The sequence below is a fragment of the Pseudomonas sp. IPO3778 genome, assembly GCF_013386825.1.
GTDB lineage: Bacteria > Pseudomonadota > Gammaproteobacteria > Pseudomonadales > Pseudomonadaceae > Aquipseudomonas.
This window is the reverse complement of sequence record NZ_JACARC010000029.1, coordinates 72324-97276: the sequence shown is the minus strand read 5'-3', so window position 1 is coordinate 97276 and position 24953 is coordinate 72324. Positions and strand designations below refer to the sequence as shown.

26 protein-coding genes are annotated in these 24953 nt (G+C 61.9%); 19 read left to right on the top strand and 7 right to left on the bottom strand.

Going from position 1 to position 24953, the window contains the following annotated elements; genetic code table 11:
* The first annotated feature begins 6 nt into the window (after nt 1-6).
* From tmk to HX855_RS13765, 12 genes are all read left to right on the top strand, one after another.
* Nucleotides 7-639: a dTMP kinase gene (tmk, locus tag HX855_RS13820; protein WP_177083806.1), complete on the top strand. Its 633-nt coding sequence runs from the start codon at nt 7-9 to the stop codon at nt 637-639.
* A complete protein-coding gene (locus HX855_RS13815) occupies nt 632-1621 on the top strand; it encodes a DNA polymerase III subunit delta' (RefSeq protein ID WP_177083808.1) in 990 nt (329 codons plus the stop codon). Before tmk ends, HX855_RS13815 begins: the two co-directional genes overlap by 8 nt.
* A 63-nt stretch (nt 1622-1684) precedes the next feature.
* Complete coding sequence (locus HX855_RS13810) at nt 1685-2470, top strand: TatD family hydrolase (RefSeq protein ID WP_177083810.1); 786 nt, start codon at nt 1685-1687, stop codon at nt 2468-2470.
* A gap of 437 nt (nt 2471-2907) precedes the next feature.
* A complete protein-coding gene (locus tag HX855_RS13805) occupies nt 2908-3561 on the top strand; it encodes a TetR/AcrR family transcriptional regulator (protein ID WP_177083812.1) in 654 nt (217 codons plus the stop codon).
* Between the two features lie 139 nt (nt 3562-3700).
* Complete coding sequence (locus tag HX855_RS13800) at nt 3701-4669, top strand: GTP 3',8-cyclase MoaA (RefSeq protein ID WP_177083814.1); 969 nt, start codon at nt 3701-3703, stop codon at nt 4667-4669.
* A 75-nt stretch (nt 4670-4744) separates the two neighbouring features.
* The gene (locus HX855_RS13795) at nt 4745-5350 is read left to right on the top strand and encodes a DUF4823 domain-containing protein (RefSeq protein WP_177083815.1); all 606 of its coding nucleotides are present in this window, start codon (nt 4745-4747) and stop codon (nt 5348-5350) included.
* Between the two features lie 17 nt (nt 5351-5367).
* Entirely contained in the window at nt 5368-5928 is a 561-nt protein-coding gene (locus HX855_RS13790) for a DUF1285 domain-containing protein (protein ID WP_177083817.1), read from the top strand.
* A 70-nt stretch (nt 5929-5998) separates the two neighbouring features.
* Nucleotides 5999-6712 (top strand): GntR family transcriptional regulator, encoded by a 714-nt coding sequence (locus HX855_RS13785; RefSeq protein WP_177083819.1) that lies wholly within the window; start codon nt 5999-6001, stop codon nt 6710-6712.
* Nucleotides 6709-7710, top strand: a complete 1002-nt coding sequence (locus HX855_RS13780; protein ID WP_177083821.1) for an ADP-ribosylglycohydrolase family protein — start codon at nt 6709-6711, stop codon at nt 7708-7710. The genes HX855_RS13785 and HX855_RS13780 overlap by 4 nt, the downstream gene beginning before the upstream one ends.
* Nucleotides 7711-7915: 205 nt before the next feature.
* The gene (locus HX855_RS13775) at nt 7916-9382 is read left to right on the top strand and encodes a cytosine permease (RefSeq protein ID WP_177083824.1); all 1467 of its coding nucleotides are present in this window, start codon (nt 7916-7918) and stop codon (nt 9380-9382) included.
* Nucleotides 9375-10295, top strand: a complete 921-nt coding sequence (locus HX855_RS13770) for a PfkB family carbohydrate kinase (protein WP_177083826.1) — start codon at nt 9375-9377, stop codon at nt 10293-10295. Before HX855_RS13775 ends, HX855_RS13770 begins: the two co-directional genes overlap by 8 nt.
* A 38-nt stretch (nt 10296-10333) precedes the next feature.
* Nucleotides 10334-11062 carry a bifunctional 2-polyprenyl-6-hydroxyphenol methylase/3-demethylubiquinol 3-O-methyltransferase UbiG gene (locus HX855_RS13765; RefSeq protein ID WP_177083828.1) on the top strand — a complete coding sequence of 243 codons (729 nt, stop codon included), beginning with the start codon at nt 10334-10336 and terminating at the stop codon, nt 11060-11062.
* Nucleotides 11063-11223: 161 nt separating this feature from the next.
* On the opposite strand, the gene HX855_RS13760 is transcribed toward HX855_RS13765, so the two are convergent.
* From HX855_RS13760 to HX855_RS13740, 5 genes are all read right to left on the bottom strand, one after another.
* Nucleotides 11224-11604: a termination factor Rho gene (locus HX855_RS13760; RefSeq protein WP_177083830.1), complete on the bottom strand. Its 381-nt coding sequence runs from the start codon at nt 11602-11604 to the stop codon at nt 11224-11226.
* A gap of 50 nt (nt 11605-11654) precedes the next feature.
* Entirely contained in the window at nt 11655-11921 is a 267-nt protein-coding gene (locus HX855_RS13755) for a hypothetical protein (protein ID WP_177083831.1), read from the bottom strand.
* A 48-nt stretch (nt 11922-11969) separates the two neighbouring features.
* Entirely contained in the window at nt 11970-12308 is a 339-nt protein-coding gene (locus HX855_RS13750) for a hypothetical protein (RefSeq protein ID WP_177083833.1), read from the bottom strand.
* Between the two features lie 85 nt (nt 12309-12393).
* On the bottom strand, nt 12394-13587 hold the full coding sequence (locus tag HX855_RS13745) for an MFS transporter (protein WP_177083835.1): 1194 nt from the start codon (nt 13585-13587) through the stop codon (nt 12394-12396).
* Nucleotides 13588-13673: 86 nt separating this feature from the next.
* The gene (locus HX855_RS13740) at nt 13674-14333 is read right to left on the bottom strand and encodes an HD domain-containing protein (protein WP_177083836.1); all 660 of its coding nucleotides are present in this window, start codon (nt 14331-14333) and stop codon (nt 13674-13676) included.
* Nucleotides 14334-14444: 111 nt separating this feature from the next.
* Between HX855_RS13740 and HX855_RS13735 the strand changes: the two genes are divergently transcribed.
* The 6 genes from HX855_RS13735 (at nt 14445) to HX855_RS13710 (ending at nt 20452) form a co-directional block, all read left to right on the top strand.
* On the top strand, nt 14445-14924 hold the full coding sequence (locus HX855_RS13735; RefSeq protein WP_010165922.1) for a GNAT family N-acetyltransferase: 480 nt from the start codon (nt 14445-14447) through the stop codon (nt 14922-14924).
* 150 nt (nt 14925-15074) lie between these two features.
* A complete protein-coding gene (locus HX855_RS13730) occupies nt 15075-15896 on the top strand; it encodes an SDR family oxidoreductase (RefSeq protein WP_177083837.1) in 822 nt (273 codons plus the stop codon).
* A 36-nt stretch (nt 15897-15932) separates the two neighbouring features.
* Nucleotides 15933-16922, top strand: coding sequence for a substrate-binding domain-containing protein (locus HX855_RS13725; protein WP_177083838.1), 990 nt, complete (start codon nt 15933-15935; stop codon nt 16920-16922).
* Nucleotides 16919-18427: an L-arabinose ABC transporter ATP-binding protein AraG gene (gene araG / locus HX855_RS13720; protein ID WP_177083840.1), complete on the top strand. Its 1509-nt coding sequence runs from the start codon at nt 16919-16921 to the stop codon at nt 18425-18427. The genes HX855_RS13725 and araG overlap by 4 nt, the downstream gene beginning before the upstream one ends.
* A gap of 16 nt (nt 18428-18443) precedes the next feature.
* On the top strand, nt 18444-19409 hold the full coding sequence (gene araH, locus HX855_RS13715) for an L-arabinose ABC transporter permease AraH (RefSeq protein ID WP_177083842.1): 966 nt from the start codon (nt 18444-18446) through the stop codon (nt 19407-19409).
* Nucleotides 19410-19648: 239 nt separating this feature from the next.
* Nucleotides 19649-20452 carry an IclR family transcriptional regulator gene (locus tag HX855_RS13710; protein WP_177083844.1) on the top strand — a complete coding sequence of 268 codons (804 nt, stop codon included), beginning with the start codon at nt 19649-19651 and terminating at the stop codon, nt 20450-20452.
* A gap of 139 nt (nt 20453-20591) precedes the next feature.
* On the opposite strand, the gene HX855_RS13705 is transcribed toward HX855_RS13710, so the two are convergent.
* Entirely contained in the window at nt 20592-21644 is a 1053-nt protein-coding gene (locus tag HX855_RS13705) for an NAD(P)-dependent alcohol dehydrogenase (protein ID WP_177083846.1), read from the bottom strand.
* Between the two features lie 181 nt (nt 21645-21825).
* Here HX855_RS13705 and HX855_RS13700 point away from each other — a divergent pair, with 181 nt between their 5' ends.
* Nucleotides 21826-22716: an AraC family transcriptional regulator gene (locus tag HX855_RS13700; protein ID WP_177083848.1), complete on the top strand. Its 891-nt coding sequence runs from the start codon at nt 21826-21828 to the stop codon at nt 22714-22716.
* Nucleotides 22717-22908: 192 nt separating this feature from the next.
* On the opposite strand, the gene HX855_RS13695 is transcribed toward HX855_RS13700, so the two are convergent.
* Complete coding sequence (locus tag HX855_RS13695; protein ID WP_177083850.1) at nt 22909-24573, bottom strand: electron transfer flavoprotein-ubiquinone oxidoreductase; 1665 nt, start codon at nt 24571-24573, stop codon at nt 22909-22911.
* Nucleotides 24574-24953: the final 380 nt, after the last annotated feature.

The following is a 24953-nucleotide window of genomic DNA, read 5'->3' as shown; positions in this document are numbered from 1 at the left end:
CTGCCTGTGACTGGCTTGTTTATTACCCTGGAAGGCCCGGAAGGCGCCGGTAAAAGCACCAACCGCGAATACCTGGCCGAGCGCCTGCGCGCCGAAGGTATCGAGGTGCTGCTGACCCGCGAGCCCGGCGGTACGCCGCTGGCCGAGCGTATCCGTGAAGTGCTGTTGACTCCGGGCGACGAACAGATGAACCCGGACACCGAGCTGTTGCTGGTGTTCGCCGCCCGTGCCCAGCACCTGGCCGAAGTCATTCGCCCGGCCCTGGCCCGTGGCGCCGTGGTGATTTGTGACCGGTTTACCGATTCGACCTACGCCTATCAGGGCGGCGGCCGTGGCTTGTCCCTTGAGCGTATTGCGACCCTGGAGGCGTTCGTCCAGGGCGATTTGCGTCCCGACCTGACCCTGGTATTTGATCTTCCGGTGGAAGTCGGCATGGCCCGTGCCACCGCCCGTGGTCGCCTGGATCGTTTCGAACTGGAGACCCGGGTATTTTTCGAGGCCGTGCGCAGTGCGTTTCTCACGCGCGCCGAAGCCGACCCCGCGCGTTACCACCTGCTGGACGCCGCACAGCCCCTGACTCAGGTTCAACAGTCCATCGACGCCCTGTTGCCGAAACTCCTGGAGCGTGTCCGTGGCTGAAGCCTACCCGTGGCAGGACAGCCTCTGGCAGCAACTGGCAGGCCGTGCCCAGCACGCCCATGCCTACTTGCTCCACGGCCCGGTGGGCATCGGCAAGCGTGCTTTGGCGGAGCGGTTGATGGCCAGCTTGTTGTGCCAGCGGCCCAACGGCCTGGAAGCCTGCGGGGAATGTAAATCCTGCATGCTGCTCAAGGCCGGCAGCCACCCTGACAACTATCTGCTGGAACCGGAAGAGGCCGACAAGGCGATCAAGGTCGACCAGGTGCGCGATCTGGTCAGCTTCGTGGTGCAGACCGCGCAGATGGGCGGGCGCAAGGTGGTGCTGATCGAGCCGGTGGAGTCGATGAACATCAACGCCGCCAACGCCTTGCTCAAGAGCCTGGAAGAACCGTCCGGCGATACCGTGCTGCTGCTGGTCAGCCACCAGTCCAGCCGCCTGCTGCCGACCGTCCGCAGCCGCTGCGTGCAGCAGGCTTGCCCGTTGCCGAGCGAGGCGATGAGCCTGCAGTGGCTGGCCCAGGCGCTGCCGGAGTGTGGCGAGGCGGAGCGCGTCGAGTTGCTGACCCTGGCGGCGGGTTCGCCGTTGGCCGCCGTTAAACTCCATGCCCAAGGCGTGCGTGAACAGCGCGCCCTGGTGGTGGAGGGGGTGAAGAAGCTGCTCAAGCAGGAGCTGTCCGCCACACAGCTGGCTGAGACCGCCTGGAAAGACATTCCCCTGCTGCTGCTGTTCGACTGGTTCTGCGACTGGTCGAGCCTGATCCTGCGCTACCAACTCACCCAGGACGAAAACGGCCTGGGCCTTACGGACATGCGCAAAGTCGTGCAATACCTGGCGCAGAAAAGCGCCCAGGACAAGGTCCTGAACATTCAGGACTGGATCCTCGCCCAGCGCCAGAAAGTACTGGGCAAGGCCAACCTCAACCGCGTGCTGTTGCTTGAGGCCTTGCTGGTGCAGTGGGTCGGTTTGCTCGGCCGGCGTTAATTTCAGTGGCCGACGGGTGTATCGTCGGCCAGACACTTCCCGTGACTCAAGTTGTAGATCCCTATGCTCGTAGATTCCCATTGCCACCTTGATCGCCTCGACCTGGCCCAGCACGGCGGCTCCCTCGACGCCGCCCTTGAAGCCGCGCGCCAGCGCGGGGTAGGGCATTTTCTGTGCATCGGCGTCAGCGCGGAAAATGCCGCCGACGTCAAAGCCCTGGCCGATCGCTATGCCGACGTCGACTGTTCGGTGGGGATTCATCCGCTGGACCTGAAGCCCGGCGAAGCCCCGGCCCTCGACTGGTTGCTCGGTGAACTCAATCACCCTCGGGTAGTGGCCATCGGCGAGACTGGCCTGGATTACCACTACGAACCGGAAGCCGCCGAGTTGCAGCAGGCGTCCTTCCGCCTGCACCTGCAAGCCGCCCAGCAAACCGGCAAGCCCGTCATCATCCACACCCGTGGCGCCCGTGCCGACACCCTGACCCTGCTGCGCGAAGCCGCGTTGCCCCAGGCCGGTGTGCTGCATTGCTTCACAGAGGACTGGGACATGGCCAAGGCCGCCCTCGACCTGGGTTACTACATTTCCCTGTCGGGCATTGTCACCTTCCGCAATGCCGACGCCCTGCGGGATGTCGCACGCCAAGTGCCGGCGGACCGCCTGCTGGTGGAAACCGATTCGCCGTACCTGGCGCCGATTCCCCACCGCGGCAAACCCAACCTGCCGGAATACGTGCGGGATGTGGCGGATTACCTGGCGATGCTGCGGGGCGAGTCCTACGAGCGATTGGCCGAACAGACTACTGAAAACTTCAAGCGCCTGTTCCCGCTGGCTCACGTGGCCCACTAAATCCCAGGCAAAAAAAACCCGGGTTCTGGGGGGTGAATCCGGGCTAAGACCATTAGGAGTAAAACAAGGGCACGCAGTCCGTCGGTACCCAGGTCGACGCGTCACTTGGGGGAGATGCCACGCCGACATTTCAAGTATTGATCAGTATCCGATTCAGTCCAGCCGCATCTGGTCGTTTTTTAAACAGATTTGGAATACGCCCGCTTCGGTTGAGTTCTCATTGATTGCGATGCGCATGCAGCAACAAGCTGTTTTATTTCTGACTCAAATCGGCTTATTCGTTGGCACGCTGTAAGTTAAGTGCAAAGGTTGTTCATATAGGCGTTGCCCAACGACCGTTCAGTCGGGATAATCCCGCGCACCGGGTAAAACGTTCCCACAAGCACGGCTTGGGTCACGCCACCCTCCCCATATCCACCTCTGCAGACCTTTTTCTTATGCACAAAGAACCCCGCAAGGTCCGTGAGTTTCGCCGCCGCGAGCAGGAAATTCTCGACACCGCACTCAAGCTGTTCCTCGACCAGGGTGAAGACAGCGTTACCGTCGAGATGATTGCGGATGCCGTGGGTATCGGCAAAGGCACCATCTACAAGCACTTCAAGTCCAAGGCCGAGATCTACCTGCGCCTGATGCTCGACTACGAGCGCGATTTGAACGAGCTGCTGCACTCGGCCGACGTGGATAAGGACAAGGAAGCACTGTCCCGCGCCTACTTCGAGTTCCGCATGCGTGACCCGCAGCGCTACCGCCTGTTTGATCGCCTGGAAGAAAAAGTGGTCAAGGGCCATCAGGTGCCGGAAATGGTCGAGGAGCTGCACAAGATCCGTGCCTCGAACTTCGAACGCCTGACCCTGCTGATCAAGGGCCGCATCAGCGAAGGCAAACTCGAAGACGTGCCGCCGTATTTCCACTACTGCGCCGCCTGGGCGTTGGTGCACGGTGCCGTTGCGCTGTACCACTCGCCGTTCTGGAGCAATGTGCTGGAAGACCAGGAAGGATTCTTCCAGTTCCTGATGGACATCGGCGTGCGCATGGGCAACAAGCGCAAGCACAGCACTGAGCTGCCGAACGCAGAAACGCCGGCCACGTGAATCATTCGCCAACATGATGGCGATATGATTTCCTGCCCAGCGCAGTCACCCAGGAATATACTCAGGCAAGGACCTTGCTAAAACTTGATTTTTCAGTCAGGTTTTAGCGTGCCCGAATTATCCTCTGCCGGAGTGATCCATGATCGTTGATCGTCAAGGCAGGCGATTCCGCAATTTGCGGATCAGCCTGACCTCAGCCTGCAATTACGCCTGTACCTACTGCGTGCCCAACGGCAAGCGGCTGGTGGCTGCGCAGGATGAACTGTCGGCCGAGGCAATGGCACGCGGCGTCGAGTACTTGATCGAGGCTGCCGGCATCGAGCGCCTGCGCATTACCGGCGGCGAACCCCTGGTCAGTCCCAAGCTGGAAGCCTTCATGGGCGCGGTGGGGCAGATGGGCTTGAGTGACATCAGCCTGACCACCAACGGCCAACTGCTGGCGCGCAAGCTGCCGCTGCTGGTGAACGCCGGGATTCGCCGGATCAACGTGTCCCTCGACACCCTGGACGCCGACGCCTTCCGCAGCATCGCCCGGGGTGGCGACCTGGCCAGCGTGCTCGATGGCATGGACCAGGCCAGCGCCGCCGGCATCAAGATCAAGGTGAACATGGTGCCGTTGCGCGGCCAGAACCTCGACCAGGTGATGCCGCTGCTCGACTATTGCCTGGAGCGCGGTTACGAGCTGCGCTTTATCGAATTGATGCGCATGGGCCACCTGGCCACCGATTCCAATGCGTTCCTGCAGCAGTTCGTCAGCCTCCAGCAATTGCTCAGCCTGATCGGCGAGCATCACGAATACCTGCAGGCCAACGCCCCGGTGGACGCCACCGCCGTACGTTACGAAGTACCCGGCAAGGGTTTCTTTGGTGTCATCGCCAACGAAAGCGTGCCGTTCTGCCGCACCTGCTCGCGCTTGCGCCTGTCGTCCACCGGCTGGCTGCATGGCTGCCTCTCATCGAGCAACCGCCACTACGTCGGCGACCTGCTGGACAAACCCCGCCACCAGGCGCTGCCGGCCTTGCAGGGGTTGTTGGTCAAGGCCTTGGGCGACAAGCAGGAAGTGGCCTTCTCCGGCGGCGCCACCATCATGAAGATCATCGGCGGCTAGTCCCGCAAGCTGGCGCAAAATCTGCATCTCGTGCCCATTCGCCGGTTTTCCGTCACCGGCTTCTGGAGAATTAGGATGCGTAGTCTGGTTTTGGTGCTGGCGTCACTCGCCCTGGGTGGCTGCATGACCGTCAGTGATATGGCCGAAGGCACGCGCTATCAGATGAGCGATGCCGGCTTGCTGGACCACAGCGATACCCACCGCGTCAATTCGATCCGCATACAGCCGGACTCCTTTGTCTTTATTGCCCAAGGTGCGTTCACCCCGCCGGGCAGCGCTTACCCACGGCCCAATGTGGTGGCCGAGGAGGCGTTCAACGGTTTTGTCGAATACTTCCCGATGGTTCGTCGCGCCCGCAAGCCGGAAGGCCTGGAGCAGGCGATGTCCGAAGCCCGTGCGGCCGGTGCGCATTACCTGTTGTACTGCCGCTTCGCCCAGGCGGATGACCGGATCGGCAATGCCGATGAGTGGTCTGACCAGGAAGCGGTGGATCGCCTGGGCCTCGACACCGGGACCATTCAGGTCATGTTGATCGAGACCAGCACCCAGTATTTGATTGATACTGTGCGGATTCGCAGTCGTGGCGGTTTACTGACGTTCCACGACAACAAGCCTGAAGATCTGATCGGCAAGCCCCTGGCGCACTATGCGCGCAGCCTGTTGGGCATGAGCGATCAGTAAGTTACAAGGAGAGCAGCATGACCGATTCGGCCAAGGCCAACGACCTGTTGGCGCAATTGCCCAAGGGCAAGGGGCCCGCACCGGTGCATCTGTGGAACCCGGCGTTTTGCGGCGATATCGACATGCGCATCGCCCGCGACGGCACCTGGTTCTACATGGGCACACCCATTGGCCGCAAGCCGATGGTCAAGCTGTTCTCCAACATCATCCGCCGCGATGGCGATGATTACTTCCTGATCACCCCCGTGGAAAAGGTCGGGATCAAGGTCGATGATGCGCCCTTCGTCGCCGTTACCCTGGAAGTCGACGGGCAGGGCGAAAGCCAGGTCCTGCGCTTTTCCACCAATGTGGATGAGCAGGTCGAGGCCGGTATCGAACACCCGCTGCGGGTGGTGATTGACCCGGACACCCAGGAACCTTCGCCGTACCTGCGGGTGCGCACCAACCTCGAAGCCCTGGTTCACCGCAACGCGTTCTATCAGTTGGTGGAGCTGGCGGTGACCCGTCCGATCAACGGTAAGAACTGGCTTGGCGTCTGGAGCGGCGGGGTATTTTTCCCCATCGGCCTGGAACCCTGAGGCTGAATTTTCCCTTCCCCTGAAATAATTCGCTTGCTGTAGCCGGGCGCTTTCGGTTATCACTTTGTACATGATTAGACATGTCCGATTTGATAAGAAAAAACGCGTCGTCGACGAGCTCATCCGCCGTATCGAAGGTGGCGTGATGGCTGACGGTGTCCTGCTGCCGGGTGAGCACCAGTTGGCCGAAGAGTTTTCCGTCAGCCGCGGTACCCTGCGTGAAGCCCTGGCTGAACTCAAGCGCCGCAGCTACATCGCCACCCAAAGCGGCGTCGGCTCCATCGTCACCTTCGACGGCATGGTGCTGGACCAGCGCAGCGGCTGGGCCCAGGCCCTCGCCGACACCGGCGCGGTGGTGACCTCCGAAATCCTGCGCCTGGAAGCGGTCACCCGCCCGGACCTGCTCAGCAGCCACGGCAGCGACCAATTCATCGCCCTCGACCGCCGCCGGCGCGCCGCCGACGGTACCTTCGTGTCTCTGGAGCGCTCGCTGATGCCGGCCACCGGTGGCCTGGAAAGCCTGCCGCACGTTGGCCTGATTGATAACTCCCTGACCATCACCCTGGCGGCCTACGGCTTCGTCGGCGCCACCGGCAGCCAGTGGATCGGTGCCGAGCCGTTGAGCGAGGAAGACGCCCTGTTGCTGGGCCGCCCGGTGGGCACGGTGTTCCTCAAGGCGCTGCGCACCACCTACGACCGTCAAGACCGCTTCATGGAGTCCGTTGAAAGTCTGCTCGACCCTCTGCACTTTCGCCTGCACCTTCAATTTGGAACACCGACATGACCGCCACTACCCGCGCCCTCGGCGCCTTCTACGGCCTGGCCCTGGGCGATGCGTTGGGCATGCCCACCCAGTCCCTGAGCCGCGAGCAGGTCAAGGCACGTTTTGGCGCGATCACCGCCCTGGAAGATGCCGACGCCGATCAGCCGATCGCGCCGAACATGCCCAAGGGCTCGATCACCGATGACACCGAACAAGCGATCCTCGTCGGCCAGTTGCTGGTGGACGGGCAGGGCACGATTGAGCCCACCGAGCTGGCCCAGCGCCTGATCGACTGGGAAGCGGTGATGCGCGCCAAGGGTTCCCAGGACCTGCTGGGGCCCTCCACCAAGCGTGCGATCGACATGATCCTGGCGGGCCATACCCCGGAAGAGTCCGGGCGCTACGGCACCACCAACGGCGCTGCCATGCGCATCACGCCGGTGGGCATCGCGGCCGACGTCAACGACCCGGCGCAGTTTATCCAGGCAGTGATCCAGGCCTGCCAAGTCACCCACAACACCAACCTGGGCATCTCCAGCGCCGCTGCGGTGGCGGCGGTGGTGTCCGCCGGGATCAACGGTGTCGATTTGGGCGAAGCGCTGAACATCGGCACCCAGATCGCCCAGCAGGCCGAAAGCCATGGCCACTGGATTGCCGGTGGACGCATTGCCACCCGCATCAGTTGGGCCCGCACCTTGAGCGTCGACAGCGGCGACAAGGCCCTGTTTACCGATTTGCTCTACGAATTGATCGGCACCTCCGTGGCTTCCCAGGAATCGGTGGTGGTGTCGTTCGCCCTCGCACAGCAAGTGGCGGTGGGAGAAATAAACGCTTTCGAAGCCCTGTGCATGGCCGCCAGCCTTGGCGGCGACACCGACACCATTGCTGCGATTCTTGGCGCGATGCTCGGTGCGTGCCTGGGGATGCAGTGCTGGCCGGAGGCGATGATCGAGCAGATCAAACAGGTGAATGGCCTGGACCTGGAGCCGCTGGTCCAGGGGCTGCTCGCATTGCGCTGAACTGCACCGTTCAACTGTAGGAGCGAGCTTGCTCGCGAAGGTCGTTAACGATGACGCGGGAAACCAGCAAAGACGCGGTGCCCCTGAGTTTTTCGCGAGCACGCTCGCTCCTACAGTGATTCGCCGAGTCAGGAAGACCGGAACACAGATTCAACTTGCCAACCTGCCACAACCACAAAAAAACAGGCATCAGGAGCACCCCACCATGAGTACGTCCTCTTCCGGCCAAAGCGCCGGGCAATTGGAAAAACGCGGCATCGAGCCGGTCCCGGAAGGTGAGTGCAACGGCCATCCGCTGCAACTGTTCTGGGTCTGGTTTGCGGCCAACATCAGCATCCTCGGGTTGCCCTTGGGCGCGACCCTCGTGGCGTTTCGCGGCCTGGCCATCTGGCAGGCAATCATCGTCGCGGTCCTCGGCGCCGCCGGGTCGTTTGCGGTGGTGGGCATCATCTCCATCGCCGGCCGTCGTGGCCGTGCGCCGAGCCTGACCCTGTCCCGGGCGATCTTCGGCGTACGCGGCAATATCGGTCCGACCCTGGTGTCGCTGATGTCGCGCCTGGGCTGGGAAACCGTCAACACCACCACCGCCGCCTTCGTGCTGCTGTCGTTGTGCTCGATCCTGTTCAACTCGCCGGTTGCGGCCAAAAGCGCACCGGTCCTGACCCTGCTGTTCATTGGCATCTTCGTGCTATTGACCCTCGCCGTATCGGGCCTGGGCCACGCCACCTTGCTGGTGATCCAGAAGTGGTCGACCTACGTGTTCGGTGCGCTGAACATCGTGGTGGGTGGTTTCCTGTGCGCCACCATCGACTGGAGCGCGGTGTTCAACGCCACGCCTGCGCCGTTGAGCGCGATGATCATCGGCATCGGCACCATGGCCGCCGGTACCGGTATCGGCTGGGCCAACGCCGGTGCCGACATGTCGCGCTACCAGCATCGCAGCGTCAAGGCCGTGCGCCTGGTGGCGTCGGCGGCCTTTGGTGCGGGGATTCCGCTGGTGCTGTTGATTACCCTCGGCGGCCTGTTGTCGGTGGGTAACAATGACCTGGCGTCGGCCACTGACCCGATCATCGCGATCCGCGACATGCTGCCGACCTGGATGGCGGTGCCGTACCTGATCACCGCGTTTGGCGGGCTGCTGCTGTCGAATAACCTGTCGGTGTACTCGGCGGGCCTCACCACCTTGACCCTGGGTTTGAAGGTCAAGCGTGTGCACGCGGTGATTGTCGACATCGTGGCGATCTTCGCCGGGTCGATCTACTTCATGCTGATCGCCGACAGCTTCTACGGCCCGTTCATCACCTTCATCTCGCTGCTGGCCGTACCGATTACCGCCTGGGTCGGGATCTTCGTGGTCGACCTGCTGCATCGTCACTACTACAGTCCCAAAGACCTGCTGGACGTGACGCCAAGCAGCGCCTACTGGTACCGCGGCGGCGTTGAGTGGCGTGCGTTCGGCGCCTGGGCGATTGCGATTGTGCTGGGCTTCAGCTTCACCACCATCGGCACCACCGCCGAGAACATCTGGTTCGCCGGGCCGCTGTCCGATTCCTGGCTGGGCCACAACGGCCTGGGCTGGATCGTCACCTTCCTGGTGGCCGGCGGGATTTATGCGGTACTCGGCGGCGCAGCTGACCGTCGCCCGGCTTTGGTAGAGAGCGCTAATGTCTAGATTGCTGCACAGCGGCCAGGTCATCGTTGACCTGGTCATGTCCCTCGACACATTGCCCGCCACCGGCGGCGATGTATTGGCCAACTCCGCCAGCTTCGAAGCCGGCGGCGGCTTCAACGTGATGGCCGCCGCCCGGCGCAACGGCTTGCCGGTGGTCTATCTGGGCCGCCACGGCACGGGCCGCTTCGGCGACCTGGCGCGCGCGGCGATGCAGGCCGAGGGCATTGAAATGGCCCTGGCCGCCAGCGCCGACAAGGACACTGGTTTGTGCGTGTCCCTGACCGAAGCCACCACCGAACGCACCTTCATTTCCCATATCGGCGCCGAAGGTGACTTGCTCGCCCAAGACCTGGCCAATGCGGTGCCGAACGCGGACGACTATGTGTACGTCAGCGGCTACAGCCTGTTGCTGGAGGGCAAGGCCCAGGCGTTGCTCGATTGGCTGCTGGCGTTGCCGAGGGCGATCACCGTGGTGTTCGACCCGGGCCCGCTGGTGAAGGCGCCGGACTCGGCCTTGATGGTCGCTCTGTTGCCGCGTATCGATATCTGGACCAGTAACGGCCCGGAAGCCCTGGCATTCACCGGCGCCAGCGACCTTGCAGGCGCATTGCTCAAGCTCAACGAACACTTGCCCGCCGACACCTTGCTGGTGGTACGCGATGGGCCGAATGGCTGTTGGGTCAGCCGCAGCGGCCAGGCCGAACATGTGCCGGGGTTCAAGGTGAACGCGGTGGACAGCAACGGCGCAGGCGATGCCCACGCCGGGGTGTTTATTGCCGGTTTGGCCAATGGACTGGCACCGGCTGTTGCGGCACGTCGCGCCAATGCGGCGGCGGCACTCGCCGTCACGCGGTGGGGCCCGGCGACCTCACCGGGTACGGCAGAAGTGGATGCGTTGTTGAGCGGGGGCTGATTCGGCAGAATGGTCGCCATTCAGCACGGAGCAGCGTTATGACCCAGAACATCTACGACACCGAGGTTTTCTTCGAGGGCTACAGCAAAATGGGCCGCTCGGTGGAAGGCCTCGCCGGCGCCCCGGAGTGGCCCGCATTGCAGGCCCTGTTGCCGCCGATGTCGGGCCTGAAGGTGGTGGACCTCGGTTGCGGTTACGGCTGGTTCAGCCGCTGGGCCCGGGAGCAGGGGGCCGAGCGGGTGCTGGGGCTGGATGTCTCCCACAAGATGCTGGCGCGGGCAAAAGAGATGACTTCATCTTCGGCCATTGCCTACGCCATCGCCGACCTTGAACAACTCGAACTGCCCGCCGCGACCTTCGACCTGGCCTACAGCTCATTGGCCTTCCATTACATCGTCGATTTAAAAGGCCTGTTCGCGCGCATCCATCAAGCGCTGGTACCGGGCGGGCGGTTGGTGTTTTCCATCGAGCACCCGATCTTCATGGCGCCCCGGCAACCGGGCTGGCTGATTGATGAGCAAGGACGCAAAAGCTGGCCGGTAGACAGCTATCAACTGGAAGGACCGCGGGTGACTAACTGGCTGGCGGATGGCGTGATCAAGCAGCACCGCACGTTGGGCACGTTGCTGACGCTGTTGATCGAGGCAGGTTTTACCTTGAGCCACGTCGACGAATGGGGCCCGAGCGAAGCGGACCTTAAGGCTCGCCCGGCACTGGCGGAAGAGCTTGAGCGTCCGATGATGTTGTTGGTGGCCGCCCACCGCTGATTCCGCGACTGGAAACCCGATCAAAAAGGTGGGAGCGGGCTTTTGTGGGAGCGGGCTTGCTCGTGAAGGCGGTCTATCAGTGCCAGATTTTTTGGCTGACACACCGCCTTCGCGAGCAAGCCCGCTCCCACATTTGATAGGCAGTGGCACAAAGACCTGCATCAACCGGCCTTTCTCAGCGCCTCAATCAACTGATCCTTGCGCATGGTGGAACGCCCGGGAATGTCCTTGGCGCGCGCTTCCCTCAGCAAGCTTTCCTTGGTCTGGGTGCCCAGCGAAACCCGGCTGTTACGCGGGTGCCCTTCACGGCTGGCTGCTGCGCGTTTAGCCGACTCATGCCGGTCCTGGGACTTCTTCGCCGGCGCCTTGCGCTGGCCAGAACCGCCAGCCTTTTCGCCGCCGCCAGATTGCTTGTTGACGGTGGCCCAGGCCCGGGCCTCGGCTTCTTCTTTCGACAGGCCCTTATGCTCATAACGCTCTTCGATATGAGCAGCCTGGCGCTTCTGTTCGGTGGTGTATTTGGCTTTGCTTCCACGAGGCATTGCGATACTCCTTCCGGCCCTCAAACAAGGGCCGGATCAGATCAGGCGGGTTACTCGCCTGCTTCGCTTTCCAGCTTGCGAGCCGCTTCCACGCCGGAGGCGGTGAGTTTGATCGGCAGGTTCAGCGCATGTTCACCGGCATCGTTGCAGGTCACATGGCCTTCCTTGATCCACCCGCGGTCCTGCAAGGTGGCCAAGGCGCTGGCCACCACTTTTTCACCTCGGTAGTTGTCCAGCACTTCCTTGCCCAACCCGCTTGGATGGGCATGGAGCAGGCGGGTCAGGACTTCTTTTTCAAGGTTGTGATCGACGTTCATGCATACCTCTTCACTGGGAAATGGTTGGGTGTTCGTCTTTCCAGCGCGTCAAGGCGCCGGCTGTTTTGGCGCGCCGGGGATGTTGGAGTCGTCACCCTTGTTGATCGAGGGCTGCATGGTGCCCGGGCCCATTTTGCCGTTAGGCACCGCACCGCTGTTGCGATTGGTGTCGTCGCCCTGGGTGCGCGGGTCTTTGCTGTTGTCGATGATGGCGCCGCCGTTGGTGTCCATGCCGGTGCCCATCGAGTCCTTGGACTCCTGGGTCGCCGGGTTGGGCGGGCTGCCGACAGGGTCGGCGCTCGACCCGGTGGAGGCGGCAAAGCTGCTCAGCGAAACGGCAGACAGCAAACCGGCGAGGGCGAGGGCGGAAAAGGTGGAGGTCTTCATAATGGTGTCTCCCTATGATTAATGTCCTTACCTGATATTGGTCCGCCCCCGTTTGCGATTCGTGCCTCGATACCGACGAACGGTCTTAGGTCGCTTGTAAGATTTTGTGTGACGAGATCCGGCGCCAGACCAGTCGCGCCACCGTGATCAGCCAATTGAGCAATGCCACCGCCAGCACGCTCATCAACAGGGTGGGCATGCCGTATTCGACGATGACCTTGCCCGCCAGCAACGGGAAGCCAAACACCCCGATAAAGTACGCCAGGCTGAACAACAGCAACGCCTGGGACAGGGTGCCCGCAGGTGCCTCATTGGCCGCCAGACCATTGATCACCGAATACGTCAGGCCATAACCGACGCCCAGGGTGACGGCCGCCAGCAGGTAGCTGAAGTTGCCGCTGACCTTGAACCCGAACAGGAAAATCGACACCAGCATCAACCCGGACAACACACACGCCGCCCAATACGGATCACGCTTGACCACGAAGCTGGCGATCAGCAGGCGGCTGGTAATCGCCGCGCTCATAAAGCCCAGGAAGAACAACGAATAGTCCAGCCCGTGCAGCGCCGCGTAGCTGGTCTGGAAACTCGACAGCCCGCCAAACACGCACCCGCCGAGGCCCACCATGATGATCGCGAACACCGCCCTCGACGACAGCACCTTGCGCGTGGCCCCCCAGGAAATTTTCGACGCCGGTGCGGTGTGCTGGCTGAGCGCGACACCCAGCCGCCAGAAAATCACCACGCCCACCAGGCTCGCCAGCGCGGCGATATGGAACGCGGCCGTCAGCGGAAACTCCAGGGCACTCGTCGCCCGACCGAGCAGCGGCCCGGAACCGATCCCGGTCATCATGCTGCCCGACAGCAGGGCGAAATACTGGGTACGTTGGGCCGGCTCCACCAGCATCGTCACGATGATCGGCCCCAGCGTGTAGAACACCCCCCAGCCCAATCCCAGTGACAGGCCAAAGAACATCAACCCCTCGCCAAACCCCGGCGCCAACGCAAAGCCCAGGCACGCCACCACCAGCAATACGCCGAGCAGGGCGATCGACCGGGCGGCCCCCAGCAGGTCAGCCAGGTGCCCGGAAACCAGCACCGCCACAAAGGTGCTGAGCATGGCCATGGAGATCACGCTGCCGGCGTCGTGTTCGTTGCCGCCGCGGGAATGGATCAGCAGCGAGAGTAAAAACGTCGAACCGTAGGACAAGGAAAGCAAGTAGCTGGCGAGGCAGAAAAGGGCGAACAGTTTTCCGCCAACCACAGGAGAGGCGTGCATGGAGGTGCCTTGCGTCTGTTGGATGTATGGCCAACTTTTTACCATGCACGGCCCGAGGGTTTGTTCTGTGGTTCGCGGTTCTTGCGTTAGCCCGCAGCGGAGTATGGCGTGCCGATTTCTTCGATGAACAGGTCCATGAATCCCTTCAGCCGCTCGTGCCGATCCCGTGCCATGCGTTGCCCGGTTGCGGTCTGAAACCCATCCGCCAGATGCAGCAGCTTGGTCTGGAAGTGATCGAGGCAGAAGCGCTTGTCGTCGTACTCGCGATGCTGTGCCGTTGGATCAGCCGGGTCATAAAGCGCACTGCCCATGCGCCCGGCGATGTAAAACGTGCGGGCCACGCCGATCATGCCGAGGGAATCCAAACGGTCGGCATCCTGCATGATCTTTGCTTCAAGCGTCACCGGCGTCAGGCCTGCCGAAAAGCTGTGAGTCGCGATGGCGTGCGTCACCGCTGCAATCGTCTCGGGCCGCCACGCCAACCCCTGTAAAATCTCCCCGGCCTTGTCCGCTGCCAGTTGCGACGCCTTGGCGCGCAACGGCGAATTCTTCTCCACCGCCACACAGTCATGCAGCAACACGGCCGCCAACAACACCTCCAGGTCGCCACCTTCCTCGGCCTGGATGGACCGCACGTTGTGCCACACCCGCTGCAAATGGGACAGGTCGTGGGCGCCGTCTTCCGAAGGCTCAAGGGCGTGGGGCAATAAAGTCGCGGCGAGGTCGGTCAGTGGCGTGAAGGGCATGGGGATTCTCAACGGGGATGGCCTGCAGGTTAGCCGCGAATCAAATTGCACTGCAATCGGTCATTAAAGCGCCTTAGTATGTGTGCTTTCTTTCCCTGACAAGGCCCGTCCATGACCATCGAGATTCGCCCCGCCGTGCCCAGCGATGCTGCGCAGATCCTGGCCTTCATCACTGAGCTTGCCGACTACGAAAAAGCCCGCCACGAAGTGATCGCCAGCGTGGTGGACATCGAGCGCAGCCTGTTCAGCGAAGGCGCCACGGCCCACGGCTTGATCTGCCTGCGGGATGGGTTGCCGATCGGCTTTGCGGTGTTCTTTTTCAGCTATTCCACCTGGCTGGGCAGCAACTGCCTGTACCTCGAAGACTTGTACATCAACCCCGAACAGCGCGGCGGCGGGGCAGGCAAGAAGTTGCTGCGCCACCTGGCAAAAATCGCCTGTGACAACGGCTGCGGGCGTTTCGAGTGGAGTGTGCTGGACTGGAACGAGCCGGCGATTGCGTTCTACAAATCCATCGGCGCCCAACCCCAGGAAGAGTGGGTACGCTACCGCATGGAAGGCGACGCCCTGAGGGATTTTGCCCAGGGTTAAAGGCGCAAAAAAAGGCCGGCTGCCACAGCCGGTTTTTTTATGGTTTTGCTCACTATATGGGATGATAATTTATATATTGAGATGTTCCGGTTTCTGGGTTTATAGTCTTGCGCATCAGCACTCACTACCAAAAACAAAACAGGTGAAGCGATGCAGGCACAACCGTTGTCGTTACCTCCGGTGCCCGAGCCGACTTACGGCGAGCGACTGAAGGACAAAGTCGTGGTCATCACCGGCGCTGCCCAAGGCATTGGCGAAGCCATCGTCGCTTGTTTCCAGGCCCAGCAGGCGCGCCTGGTGATTGGTGATATCCAGGGCGAGAAAGTCGAGAAAGTCGCGGCCCATTGGCGCGAACGCGGCGCCCAGATCTACGCACAAGCCGTCGACATCACCTCCAAGGACCAATGGCGTGCCCTGGTGGACGTGGCCATCGAACGCTTTGGCCGCGTCGATGTGCTGGTCAACTGCGCTGGCGTGAACGTGTTCCGCGACCCGCTGGAAATGACCGACGAAGACTGGCGCCGCTGCTTCGCCATCGACCTCGACGGCGCCTGGTACGGCTGCCGCACCGTGTTGCCACACATGATCGAGCAGGGCATCGGCAACATCATCAACATTGCCTCCACCCATTCCAGCCACATTATTCCCGGCTGTTTCCCGTACCCGGTGGCCAAGCACGGCCTGCTGGGGCTGACCCGTGCCCTGGGCATCGAATACGCGCCCAAGGGCATCCGCGTGAATGCCATCGCGCCGGGTTATATCGAAACCCAACTCAACGTCGATTACTGGAACGGCTTTGCCGACCCGCATGCCGAGCGTCAGCGCGCCTTCGACCTGCACCCGCCCAAGCGCATCGGCCAGCCGATCGAAGTGGCGATGAGTGCACTGTTTCTGGCGACCGACGAGGCGCCCTTTATCAATGCCACCTGCCTGATGATCGATGGCGGGCGGTCGGTGATGTACCACGATTAAACCGAACAACTTTCCAATAACAACAAGAGGTGGTTTATGTTCAAGAAGACAGTGCGCACCCTTGCGGTCGCCGTTGCGCTCAGCAGTCTCAGCACCCTCGCATTCGCTGAGGAAGTCAAGATCGGCTTCCTGGTCAAGCAAGCCGAAGAACCCTGGTTCCAGACCGAATGGGCCTTCGCCGAAAAAGCCGGCAAGGACCATGGTTTCACCGTGATCAAGATCGCCGTGCCCGATGGCGAGAAAACCCTGTCCGCCATCGACACCCTGGCCGCCAACGGCGCCAAGGGCTTCGTGATCTGCCCGCCGGACGTGTCCCTCGGCCCGGCCATCATGGCCAAGGCCAAGCTCAATAACCTGAAAGTGCTGGCGGTGGACGACCGCTTCGTCGACGCCAAGGGCAAGCCCATGGAAGACGTGCCTTACGTCGGCCTGGACGCCTACAAGATCGGCCAGAAACAAGGCGAGGCCATGGCCACCGAAGCCAAGCATCGCAACTGGGACTGGAAAGAAACCTACGCCGTCATCAATACCTTTGACGAGCTGGAAACCGGCAAGAAACGCACCGACGGTTCGGTAGAAGGCCTCAAGGCCGCCGGCCTGCCGGTAGACCACATCCTGTTCACCGCACAGAAAACCCTCGACGTGCCGGGCGCCATGGACTCCACCAATTCGGCCCTGGTGAAACTGCCCAGCGGCGCGAAAAACCTGCTGATTGGCGGCATGAACGACAGCACTGTGCTGGGCGGCGTGCGCGCCACCGAAAGCGCCGGCTTCAAGGCATCGAATGTCATCGGTGTGGGCATCAACGGTACCGACGCCATCGAAGAACTGAAGAAGTCGGACACCGGTTTCTACGGCTCGATGCTGCTCAGCCCCGACGCCTCCGGCTATAAAACCGCCACCTCGATGTTCGAGTGGGTCACCAAAGGCGTCGAACCCGCCAAGTTCACCGCACTGGATAACGTGACCCTGATCACCCGCGCCAACTTCAAGGAAGAGTTGAGCAAGATCGGTCTGTGGAAATGAACAGCGCCGCCGCAGAGAGCCTGCGCTTCAACGGCATCGGCAAGGAGTTTCCCGGGGTGAAAGCCCTGGCGCAGATCAGCTTTGAAGCGCGGCCCCACACGGTGCATGCGCTGATGGGCGAGAACGGCGCGGGCAAGTCGACCTTGCTGAAAATCCTCGGCGGTTTTTACCCGCCCAACAGCGGCAGTTTGCAGTTGGGCGAACGCAGCGTCAGTTTCAAATCGGCGGCCGACAGCATCGCCAGCGGCATCGCGGTGATTCACCAGGAGCTGCAACTGGTGCCGGAAATGACCGTTGCCGAAAACCTACTGCTGGGGCATATGCCCTCGCGCTTTGGTGTGGTCAATCGTGGTGCGATGGTGCGCAAGGCGCGGGAACTGCTCAAGGGCCTGGCGGATGAAATCGATCCGAACATGCGCCTGGGCAGCCTGTCCCTCGGCCAGCGGCAACTGGTGGAAATCGCCAAGGCCATGTCGCGCAACGCCCATGTGATTGCGTTTGATGAACCCACCAGCAGCCTCTCGGCCCGTGAGATCGAGCGGCTGATGGTGATCATCGCCCGGTTGCGGGATGAAGGCCGGGTGATCCTGTACGTGTCCCATCGCATGGAAGAAGTGTTCCGGATTTGCGATGCCGTGACGGTGTTCAAGGACGGGCGCTTCGTGCGCACGTTCGAAGACATGCAGCAGCTGAACGTCGATCAACTGGTTAACTGCATGGTTGGGCGCGACATCCAGGACATCTACGACTACCGCCCGCGGGAGCACTTCGGTGAAGCGCTGCGGGTGGACGGTTTGCTGGGGCCGGGGTTGCAGGAACCGGTGAGTCTGCAGGTGAACAAGGGCGAGATTCTCGGGCTGTTCGGCTTGGTCGGGGCGGGGCGCACGGAGCTGTTGCGTTTGCTCGCCGGGCTGTCGCGCAGCACCCAGGGTGAATTGGTGTTGCATGGCCAGGCGCAGACGTTCAAGTCACCGCGGGATGCGATTGCGGCGGGGGTGTTGCTCTGCCCCGAGGACCGCAAGAAGGAAGGCATCGTGCCCCGTGCCAGTGTGGCGGAGAACATCAACATCAGTGCGCGCCGCGATCACGCCCGCTTCGGCTGGCTGATCCAGGGCGGCTGGGAACGCAGCAACGCCCAGCGCCAGATCAGCGCGCTGAACGTGCGCACACCGTCTGCCGATCAACCGATTTTGTACCTGTCGGGCGGCAATCAGCAGAAGGCGATCCTGGGTCGCTGGCTGTCGATGCCGATGAAAGTGTTGCTGCTGGACGAGCCGACTCGCGGCATCGATATCGGTGCCAAGTCGGAGATCTACCAGATCATCCACAACCTGGCAGCCAGTGGCATTGCGGTGATTGTGGTGTCCAGCGACCTGATGGAAGTGATGGGCATCTCCGACCGCATCCTGGTGATGAGCGAAGGCGCCCTGACAGGCGAATTGACCCGCGATCAAGCGGACGAAGCACGGCTGCTGCAACTGGCTCTTCCGCGTACGCGGGACTGAAGAATACGAGGTGGGTATGTCACAGGTAAAAACCGCAAGAAGCTTCTGGCCGGGGTTCAACCAGCGCAAGTTTCTCGATGATTGGGTCATGCTGCTGGCGGCCTTGAGCATCTTTGTGCTCAGTGCCATTTTCATCGACAACTTCCTTTCGCCGCTGAACATGCGCGGCCTGGGGCTGGCGATTTCCACCGTGGGCATCGCGGCCTGCACCATGCTGTTTTGCCTGGCGTCGGGGCACTTTGACCTGTCGGTGGGCTCGGTGATCGCCTGTTCGGGCGTGGTGGCGGGGATCGTGATTCGCGACACCGACAGCGTGTTCTTCGGCGTGTCGGCGGCATTGGCCATGGGCCTGGTGGTGGGGCTGATCAACGGCATCGTGATCGCCAAGCTGCGGATCAACGCGTTGATCACGACGCTGGCGACGATGCAGATCGTGCGTGGGCTGGCGTATATCTTCTCCAATGGCAAGGCGGTTGGCGTGATGGACGAAAGCTTCTTCGTCTTCGGCAACGGCCAGCTGTTTGGCGTGCCGGTGCCGATCGTCATCACTGTGCTGTGCTTTGTGTTTTTTGGCTGGTTGTTGAACTACACCACCTACGGGCGCAACACCATGGCCATCGGTGGCAACCAGGAAGCGGCGTTGTTGGCCGGGGTGAACGTTGACCGGACCAAGATCATCATCTTTGCCGTGCACGGGGTGATTGGCGCGTTGGCCGGGGTGATCCTGGCGTCGCGGATGACCTCGGGGCAACCGATGATTGGCCAGGGGTTCGAGCTGACAGTGATCTCGGCGTGCGTGCTGGGTGGGGTGTCGCTGAGCGGCGGGATCGGGATGATCCGGCATGTGATTGCCGGGGTTCTGATTCTGGCAATCATCGAGAACGCGATGAACCTGAAGAACATCGACACCTTCTACCAATACGTGATTCGTGGGTCGATCCTGTTGTTGGCGGTCATTATCGACCGCATGAAACAGCGTTAAAGGGCAGCCGGTTCTTTGTGGTAAGCAGGCTTTTTGTGGCGAGAGGGCTTGCTGTGGCGAGGGAGCTTGCTCCCGCTGGGCTGCGTAGCAGCCCCAATAGCAAACACCTCATTCATCCAGTCAAAATGCGGTTGCCTGTTTCAGGGCCGCTTCGCGCCCCAGCGGGAGCAAGCTCCCTCGTCACAACCGTCGTGACCGCCCATAATGGCGCCGTTTTCGTACTTCCCAATAGGCCCGATATGCAGGAAAACGCCCCAACTCCCGTCAAAGAAGCCGCGCCCACCGGCACCCAGACCCTGCTGCGTGGCCTGGGCGTGGTGCAGGCCGTGGCGGCTGGCGCGCGGGATCTCAAGGAGATTGCCAAGCGCATCGGCACCACCCGCAGCACCACCCACCGCCTGGCCAGTTGCCTGGTGGAAGAACGCTACCTGCGCGTGGTGCCGCAAGTGGGCTACCTGCTGGGCCCCAAATTGATCGAGCTGGGTTTCCAGGCCCGCGAAGAATTGCCTTTGGTGAGCCTGGCGGTGCCTTATCTGGACGAACTGTCGGCCCTCACCGGCGACACCATCCACCTGGCCATCCGCGAATACGACGACGTGCTGTACCTGCATAAGAACCCTGGCCGCAACGGCCCGGAAATGCGCTCGCGCGTAGGCCATCGCATGCCGCTGGCGCGCACCGGGATCGGCAAGGCGTTGCTGCTGGATGACACGGTCGAGGAGTGGCAGCGCCTGTATCAGGTCAGCTTGCCGGCGGGCGGGAAAAACCTGCAGTGGCCGCAGCACCCCGAGCAATCCTGGGCGCAGTTTGAGCAGCGCATGCAGGAATACGTGGCGGGCGGTTATGCGTTCGATCTGGAAGACAACGAACCGTCGATCCGTTGTGTGGCGGCACCGGTGCGCGATGCCAGCCGGCGAATCGTCGCCGGCATCAGCATCGCCAGTACCGTGCCCTACATGCCGCTTACAAAAATGGCCGAGCTGATCCCTGTGATCAAACAGGTCGCAGCCCGGCTGTCAGCGGAGTTGGGCGCGAAGGCCTGACCAGGCCGTGATCGTTCCCACGCTCCGCGTGGGAATGCCGCTTCGGACGCTCCGCGTCCAGCAGGACTTGAGCCCTGCGCAACGGTGACGCAGAGCGTCACAGCATGCGTTCCCACGCAGAGCCTGGGAACGATCATGATCAGGCCTTCAGGGTTGCCATGTCGATCACGAAGCGGTACTTCACATCACCGGCAATCATGCGGGTGTAAGCTTCGTTGATCTGGCGGATGTCGAGCATTTCAATGTCGCAGGTGATGCCGTGCTCGGCGCAGAAATCCAGGACTTCCTGGGTTTCGGCAATACCGCCGATCAGCGAACCGGCCAGCACTTTGCGGCCCAGCACCAGCTTGGCGGCATTCACGGGCGGGTCGACCGGCTCGATCAAACCCACCAGGATGTGCACGCCGTCAAAGCGCAGCACGTCGAGGTAGGGGTTCAAGTCGTGCTGCACCGGAATGGTGTCCAGCAGGAAATCGAAGTGCCCGGCAGCGGCTTTCATCTGTTCAGCATCGGTGGACACGATCACGTGATCGGCGCCCTGGCGACGGCCTTCTTCCGCCTTGCTCGCCGAGCGCGTGAACAGCGTTACTTCTGCGCCCATGGCCTTGGCGAACTTGATGCCCATATGGCCCAAACCGCCCATGCCCAGTACCCCGACCTTGTCGCCGGCCTTCACACCGTAGTGCTTGAGCGGTGAGTAGGTGGTGATGCCGGCGCAGAGGATCGGCGCGGCGCTGGCCAGGTCGAGCGTGGCCGGGATCTTCACCACGAAGTGCTCGCTGACCACGATGCTGTCGGAGTAGCCGCCCATGGTGTTGCTGCCGTCGACCCGGTCCGGGGTGGCGTAGGTCATGGTCGGGCCTTCGAGGCAGTATTGCTCAAGGTCCGCGTGGCAGGCGTCGCAGTGGCGGCACGAGTCGACCATGCAGCCAACGCCCACCAGGTCGCCGATTTTATGTGCGGTAACGCTGGCGCCGACGGCGGTGACTTTGCCGACGATCTCGTGGCCCGGCATCAGCGGGTACACGGCGATGCCCCATTCGTTGCGGGCCTGGTGGATATCGGAGTGGCAGACGCCGCAGTAGAGGATTTCGATCGCCACGTCATCAGCGCGAGGGCTGCGGCGTTCGAAGGACACAGGGGCGAGGGGAGTGGTGGCCGATTGAGCGGCGTAACCGATGGCGGTGTACATGGAGAAACCTCGCAGGAGCAGTGACAGGTGAGGGGGCGCATTCTCCGCGCCGTGCCTGGGAGCGGCCATGGCGATTGCTCCGAGTCTCATGCCTATTCGTCCGGGAGTGCCCCAGGATTGGATCCTTGTGGCGCCAGACCTGCGATGATGGTTGCATCCCCTTTTTCGCGAAGTTTTTGCCATGTTGTTGACCCGTCATGTCGACGCCAATGCCGCGTTGGTTGCCCTGATCGAACCGCTGACGCCCCGTGATGGTTTCTCGCCCACGAACTTGCCCGGCGTGCAGGTCTTGCGTGCCAGTTGCGACGTGGCGCGGGGCCCGCAGATTTACGAGCCGAGCCTGATGATCGTTGCCCAGGGCAGCAAGGTCGCCTACCTGGGCCCGCGCACCCTGGAATACGGCGCCGGGCACTACCTGATCCAGGCGATGCCGGTGCCCTTCGAATGCGAAACCTTTGCCATGCCCAATGCGCCGCTTTTAGGCGTGACGGTCGGCATTGACCGGGTGGTGCTGGGTGAGTTGGTGATGGCGATGGGCATTCAGAGCGGGCCACCGCCGGCGGCGCAGACGCTGGCGTCCATGAGTTCGGTGGTGCTGGATGACGCCATGCGTGGCTGTGTCGAACGCCTGTTGCAGTGCCTGCACGATCCGCTGGAGAGCCGGATCATGGGCCCGGCGCGGGTGCGGGAATTGTTGTTCACGGCGTTGCGCGGGCCCCAGGCGGAGGTGCTGCGGGCACTGGTGGAGCAGCAGGGGCAGTTTTCCCGGGTGGCGACCTCGTTGAACCACCTGCACGCGCATTACGCCGAGCCACTGAATATTGAGACGCTGGCGGGGTATGCGCACATGAGCGCGTCGACCTTCCACGAACACTTCAAGCGCTGCACCCTGTTGTCGCCGGTGCAGTACCTCAAGCGCCTGCGGCTGCTCAAGGCCCAGCAGTTGCTGCTGGTGGAAGGCATGGGCGTGGCGCAGGCGGCGCATAGCGTGGGGTATCAGAGTACGTCGCAGTTCAGCCGGGAATATAAGCGCTACTTCGAGCGCAGCCCGGGGGATGAGCGGGCGGCGTAACTCCTACAGGCACAACTCGGTTAAAAATGTGGGAGCTGGCTTGCCTGCGATAGTGGTGTGTCAGCCACAGATGTATTGCTGAGCCACCGCTATCGCAGGCAAGCCAGCTCCCACAGTTGACCGAGTTGATTGGTGTTTCTCTGGCCACAAAAAAGGCCCCCAGTTGGGGGCCTCGTTTTTCAAGCCAATGCCTTACATGTTCGGGTAAGTCGGCCCACCCGCACCTTCCGGCGTTACCCACGTGATGTTCTGCGAAGGGTCCTTGATGTCACAGGTCTTGCAGTGCACGCAGTTCTGGGCGTTGATCTGGAAGCGCTTCTCGCCGTCTTCCTGGGTGATCACTTCATACACACCGGCCGGGCAGTAGCGCTGCGCCGGTTCATCGTAAAGCGGCAGGTTGGTGCCGATCGGGATGCTCGGGTCTTTCAGCTTCAGGTGGCACGGCTGTTCTTCTTCGTGGTTGGTACCGGAGATGAACACCGAGCTCAGCTTGTCGAAGCTCAGCTTGCCGTCGGGTTTCGGGTAGGCGATTTTTTTGCTGTCTTTGGCCAGCTTCAGGCAGGCGTAGTCCGGCGTGGTGTCGTGCAGGGTGAACGGCATTTTGCCGCCGAGGATGTTCTGGTCGAACCAGTTGAAGCCGGCGCCGATGATCGGGCCGAACTTGTGCATCGCCGGGCCGAAGTTACGGCTGGCGAACAGTTCTTCGTACAGCCAGCTGTTCTTGAAGCTGTCGACGTAAGCGGTCAGTTCGTCGCCGCCTTCGGATTCGGCGAACAGGCGGTCGGCCACGGCGTCAGCGGCGAGCATGCCGGACTTCATGGCGGTGTGGCTGCCCTTGATCTTGGCGAAGTTCAGGGTGCCCAGGTCGCAACCGATCAGCGCGCCGCCCTTGAACACCATTTTCGGCAGCGAGTTCAGGCCGCCTTTGCAGATGGCACGGGCGCCGTAGCTGATGCGCTTGCCGCCTTCCAGGTACTGGGCCAGCACCGGGTGATGCTTGAGGCGCTGGAACTCGTCGAACGGCGACAGGAAGGTGTTGCTGTAGGACAGGTCGACGATCAAACCCACGACCACCTGGTTGTTTTCCAGGTGATAGAGGAACGAACCGCCGGTGTTCTCGGCGCTCATGATGTCCAGCGGCCAGCCGGCGGTGTGCACCACCAGGCCGGGCTGATGTTTGGCCGGGTCGATTTCCCAGATTTCTTTCAGGCCGATGCCGTAGTGCTGGGCGTCGGCGTCGCTGTCCAGGTTGAAACGCTGGATCAGTTGCTTGCCGATATGCCCGCGGCAACCTTCGGCAAACAGCGTGTACTTGCCACGCAGTTCCATGCCTGGGGTGTAGACGCCTTCTTTTGGATGGCCTTCACGGTCGACACCGAGGTCGCCGGTGATGATGCCGCGCACCACGCCGTTCTCGTCGAACAGCGCTTCCTGGGCGGCGAAGCCCGGGTAGACTTCAACGCCGAGGTTCTCGGCCTGCTGGGCGAGCCAGCGGCACAGGTTGCCCAGGGAAATAATGTAGTTGCCTTCGTTGTGCATGGTCTTGGGCACAAAGAAGTCAGGCACCTTGGTGGACGCTTCGCTGGAACGCAGTACATAGATGTCATCACGCACCACCGGCGTGTTGAGCGGGGCGCCGAGTTCTTTCCAGTCCGGGAACAATTCGTTCAGGGCGCGGGGTTCAAACACGGCACCGGACAGGATGTGAGCGCCGACTTCGGAGCCTTTTTCGACCACGCAGACGCTGATTTCCTTACCGGCTTCGGCGGCCTTCTGCTTCAATCGGCAGGCGGCAGACAGGCCCGCCGGGCCAGCGCCGACGATGACCACGTCGAATTCCATGTATTCGCGTTCCACAGGCTATCTCCTACTCAAGGCTCAACGGCTTTTTTTCTAATGGGTGGAGGTTCGGTAATTCGTCCCGCAATGCCTGCAGAAATCTCATGCAAGGGGCAGGGGGCGACCCACCTTTCTCTCTAGGTGGCGCATTATATCTACACCACTCTCAGCGTCCAATACAAACGTTTGTTTGAATTGCCCGCAGGCTAGGTAAATCAAAGAGGCGCGGCTTATGACTGGCTATTTTGCCGTATTGACCAGAATAGGTGTTCCGGTCAATATACGGTCGGTTTTGCGCTTACCGTAGGCAGACTGCTGGTTTCAAGAGCACGTCCAAAAGCAAGACAGGTGACGCGCGCCCAACTGATGGCGCGCAGTTTACACGCTGCGATAAAGAA

Bases quoted from the DNA above. Each gene is read 5' to 3' on its own strand.
- HX855_RS13810 (WP_177083810.1), top strand. From the start codon at position 1,685: ATGCTCGTAGATTCCCATTGCCACCTTGATCGCCTCGACCTGGCCCAG.
- HX855_RS13805 (WP_177083812.1), top strand. From the start codon at position 2,908: ATGCACAAAGAACCCCGCAAGGTCCGTGAGTTTCGCCGCCGCGAGCAG.
- HX855_RS13800 (WP_177083814.1), top strand. From the start codon at position 3,701: ATGATCGTTGATCGTCAAGGCAGGCGATTCCGCAATTTGCGGATCAGC.
- HX855_RS13795 (WP_177083815.1), top strand. From the start codon at position 4,745: ATGCGTAGTCTGGTTTTGGTGCTGGCGTCACTCGCCCTGGGTGGCTGC.
- HX855_RS13790 (WP_177083817.1), top strand. From the start codon at position 5,368: ATGACCGATTCGGCCAAGGCCAACGACCTGTTGGCGCAATTGCCCAAG.
- HX855_RS13785 (WP_177083819.1), top strand. From the start codon at position 5,999: ATGATTAGACATGTCCGATTTGATAAGAAAAAACGCGTCGTCGACGAG.
- HX855_RS13780 (WP_177083821.1), top strand. From the start codon at position 6,709: ATGACCGCCACTACCCGCGCCCTCGGCGCCTTCTACGGCCTGGCCCTG.
- HX855_RS13775 (WP_177083824.1), top strand. From the start codon at position 7,916: ATGAGTACGTCCTCTTCCGGCCAAAGCGCCGGGCAATTGGAAAAACGC.
- HX855_RS13770 (WP_177083826.1), top strand. From the start codon at position 9,375: ATGTCTAGATTGCTGCACAGCGGCCAGGTCATCGTTGACCTGGTCATG.
- HX855_RS13765 (WP_177083828.1), top strand. From the start codon at position 10,334: ATGACCCAGAACATCTACGACACCGAGGTTTTCTTCGAGGGCTACAGC.
- HX855_RS13760 (WP_177083830.1), bottom strand. From the start codon at position 11,604: ATGCCTCGTGGAAGCAAAGCCAAATACACCACCGAACAGAAGCGCCAG.
- HX855_RS13755 (WP_177083831.1), bottom strand. From the start codon at position 11,921: ATGAACGTCGATCACAACCTTGAAAAAGAAGTCCTGACCCGCCTGCTC.
- HX855_RS13750 (WP_177083833.1), bottom strand. From the start codon at position 12,308: ATGAAGACCTCCACCTTTTCCGCCCTCGCCCTCGCCGGTTTGCTGTCT.
- HX855_RS13745 (WP_177083835.1), bottom strand. From the start codon at position 13,587: ATGCACGCCTCTCCTGTGGTTGGCGGAAAACTGTTCGCCCTTTTCTGC.
- HX855_RS13740 (WP_177083836.1), bottom strand. From the start codon at position 14,333: ATGCCCTTCACGCCACTGACCGACCTCGCCGCGACTTTATTGCCCCAC.
- HX855_RS13735 (WP_010165922.1), top strand. From the start codon at position 14,445: ATGACCATCGAGATTCGCCCCGCCGTGCCCAGCGATGCTGCGCAGATC.
- HX855_RS13730 (WP_177083837.1), top strand. From the start codon at position 15,075: ATGCAGGCACAACCGTTGTCGTTACCTCCGGTGCCCGAGCCGACTTAC.
- HX855_RS13725 (WP_177083838.1), top strand. From the start codon at position 15,933: ATGTTCAAGAAGACAGTGCGCACCCTTGCGGTCGCCGTTGCGCTCAGC.
- araG (WP_177083840.1), top strand. From the start codon at position 16,919: ATGAACAGCGCCGCCGCAGAGAGCCTGCGCTTCAACGGCATCGGCAAG.
- araH (WP_177083842.1), top strand. From the start codon at position 18,444: ATGTCACAGGTAAAAACCGCAAGAAGCTTCTGGCCGGGGTTCAACCAG.
- HX855_RS13710 (WP_177083844.1), top strand. From the start codon at position 19,649: ATGCAGGAAAACGCCCCAACTCCCGTCAAAGAAGCCGCGCCCACCGGC.
- HX855_RS13705 (WP_177083846.1), bottom strand. From the start codon at position 21,644: ATGTACACCGCCATCGGTTACGCCGCTCAATCGGCCACCACTCCCCTC.
- HX855_RS13700 (WP_177083848.1), top strand. From the start codon at position 21,826: ATGTTGTTGACCCGTCATGTCGACGCCAATGCCGCGTTGGTTGCCCTG.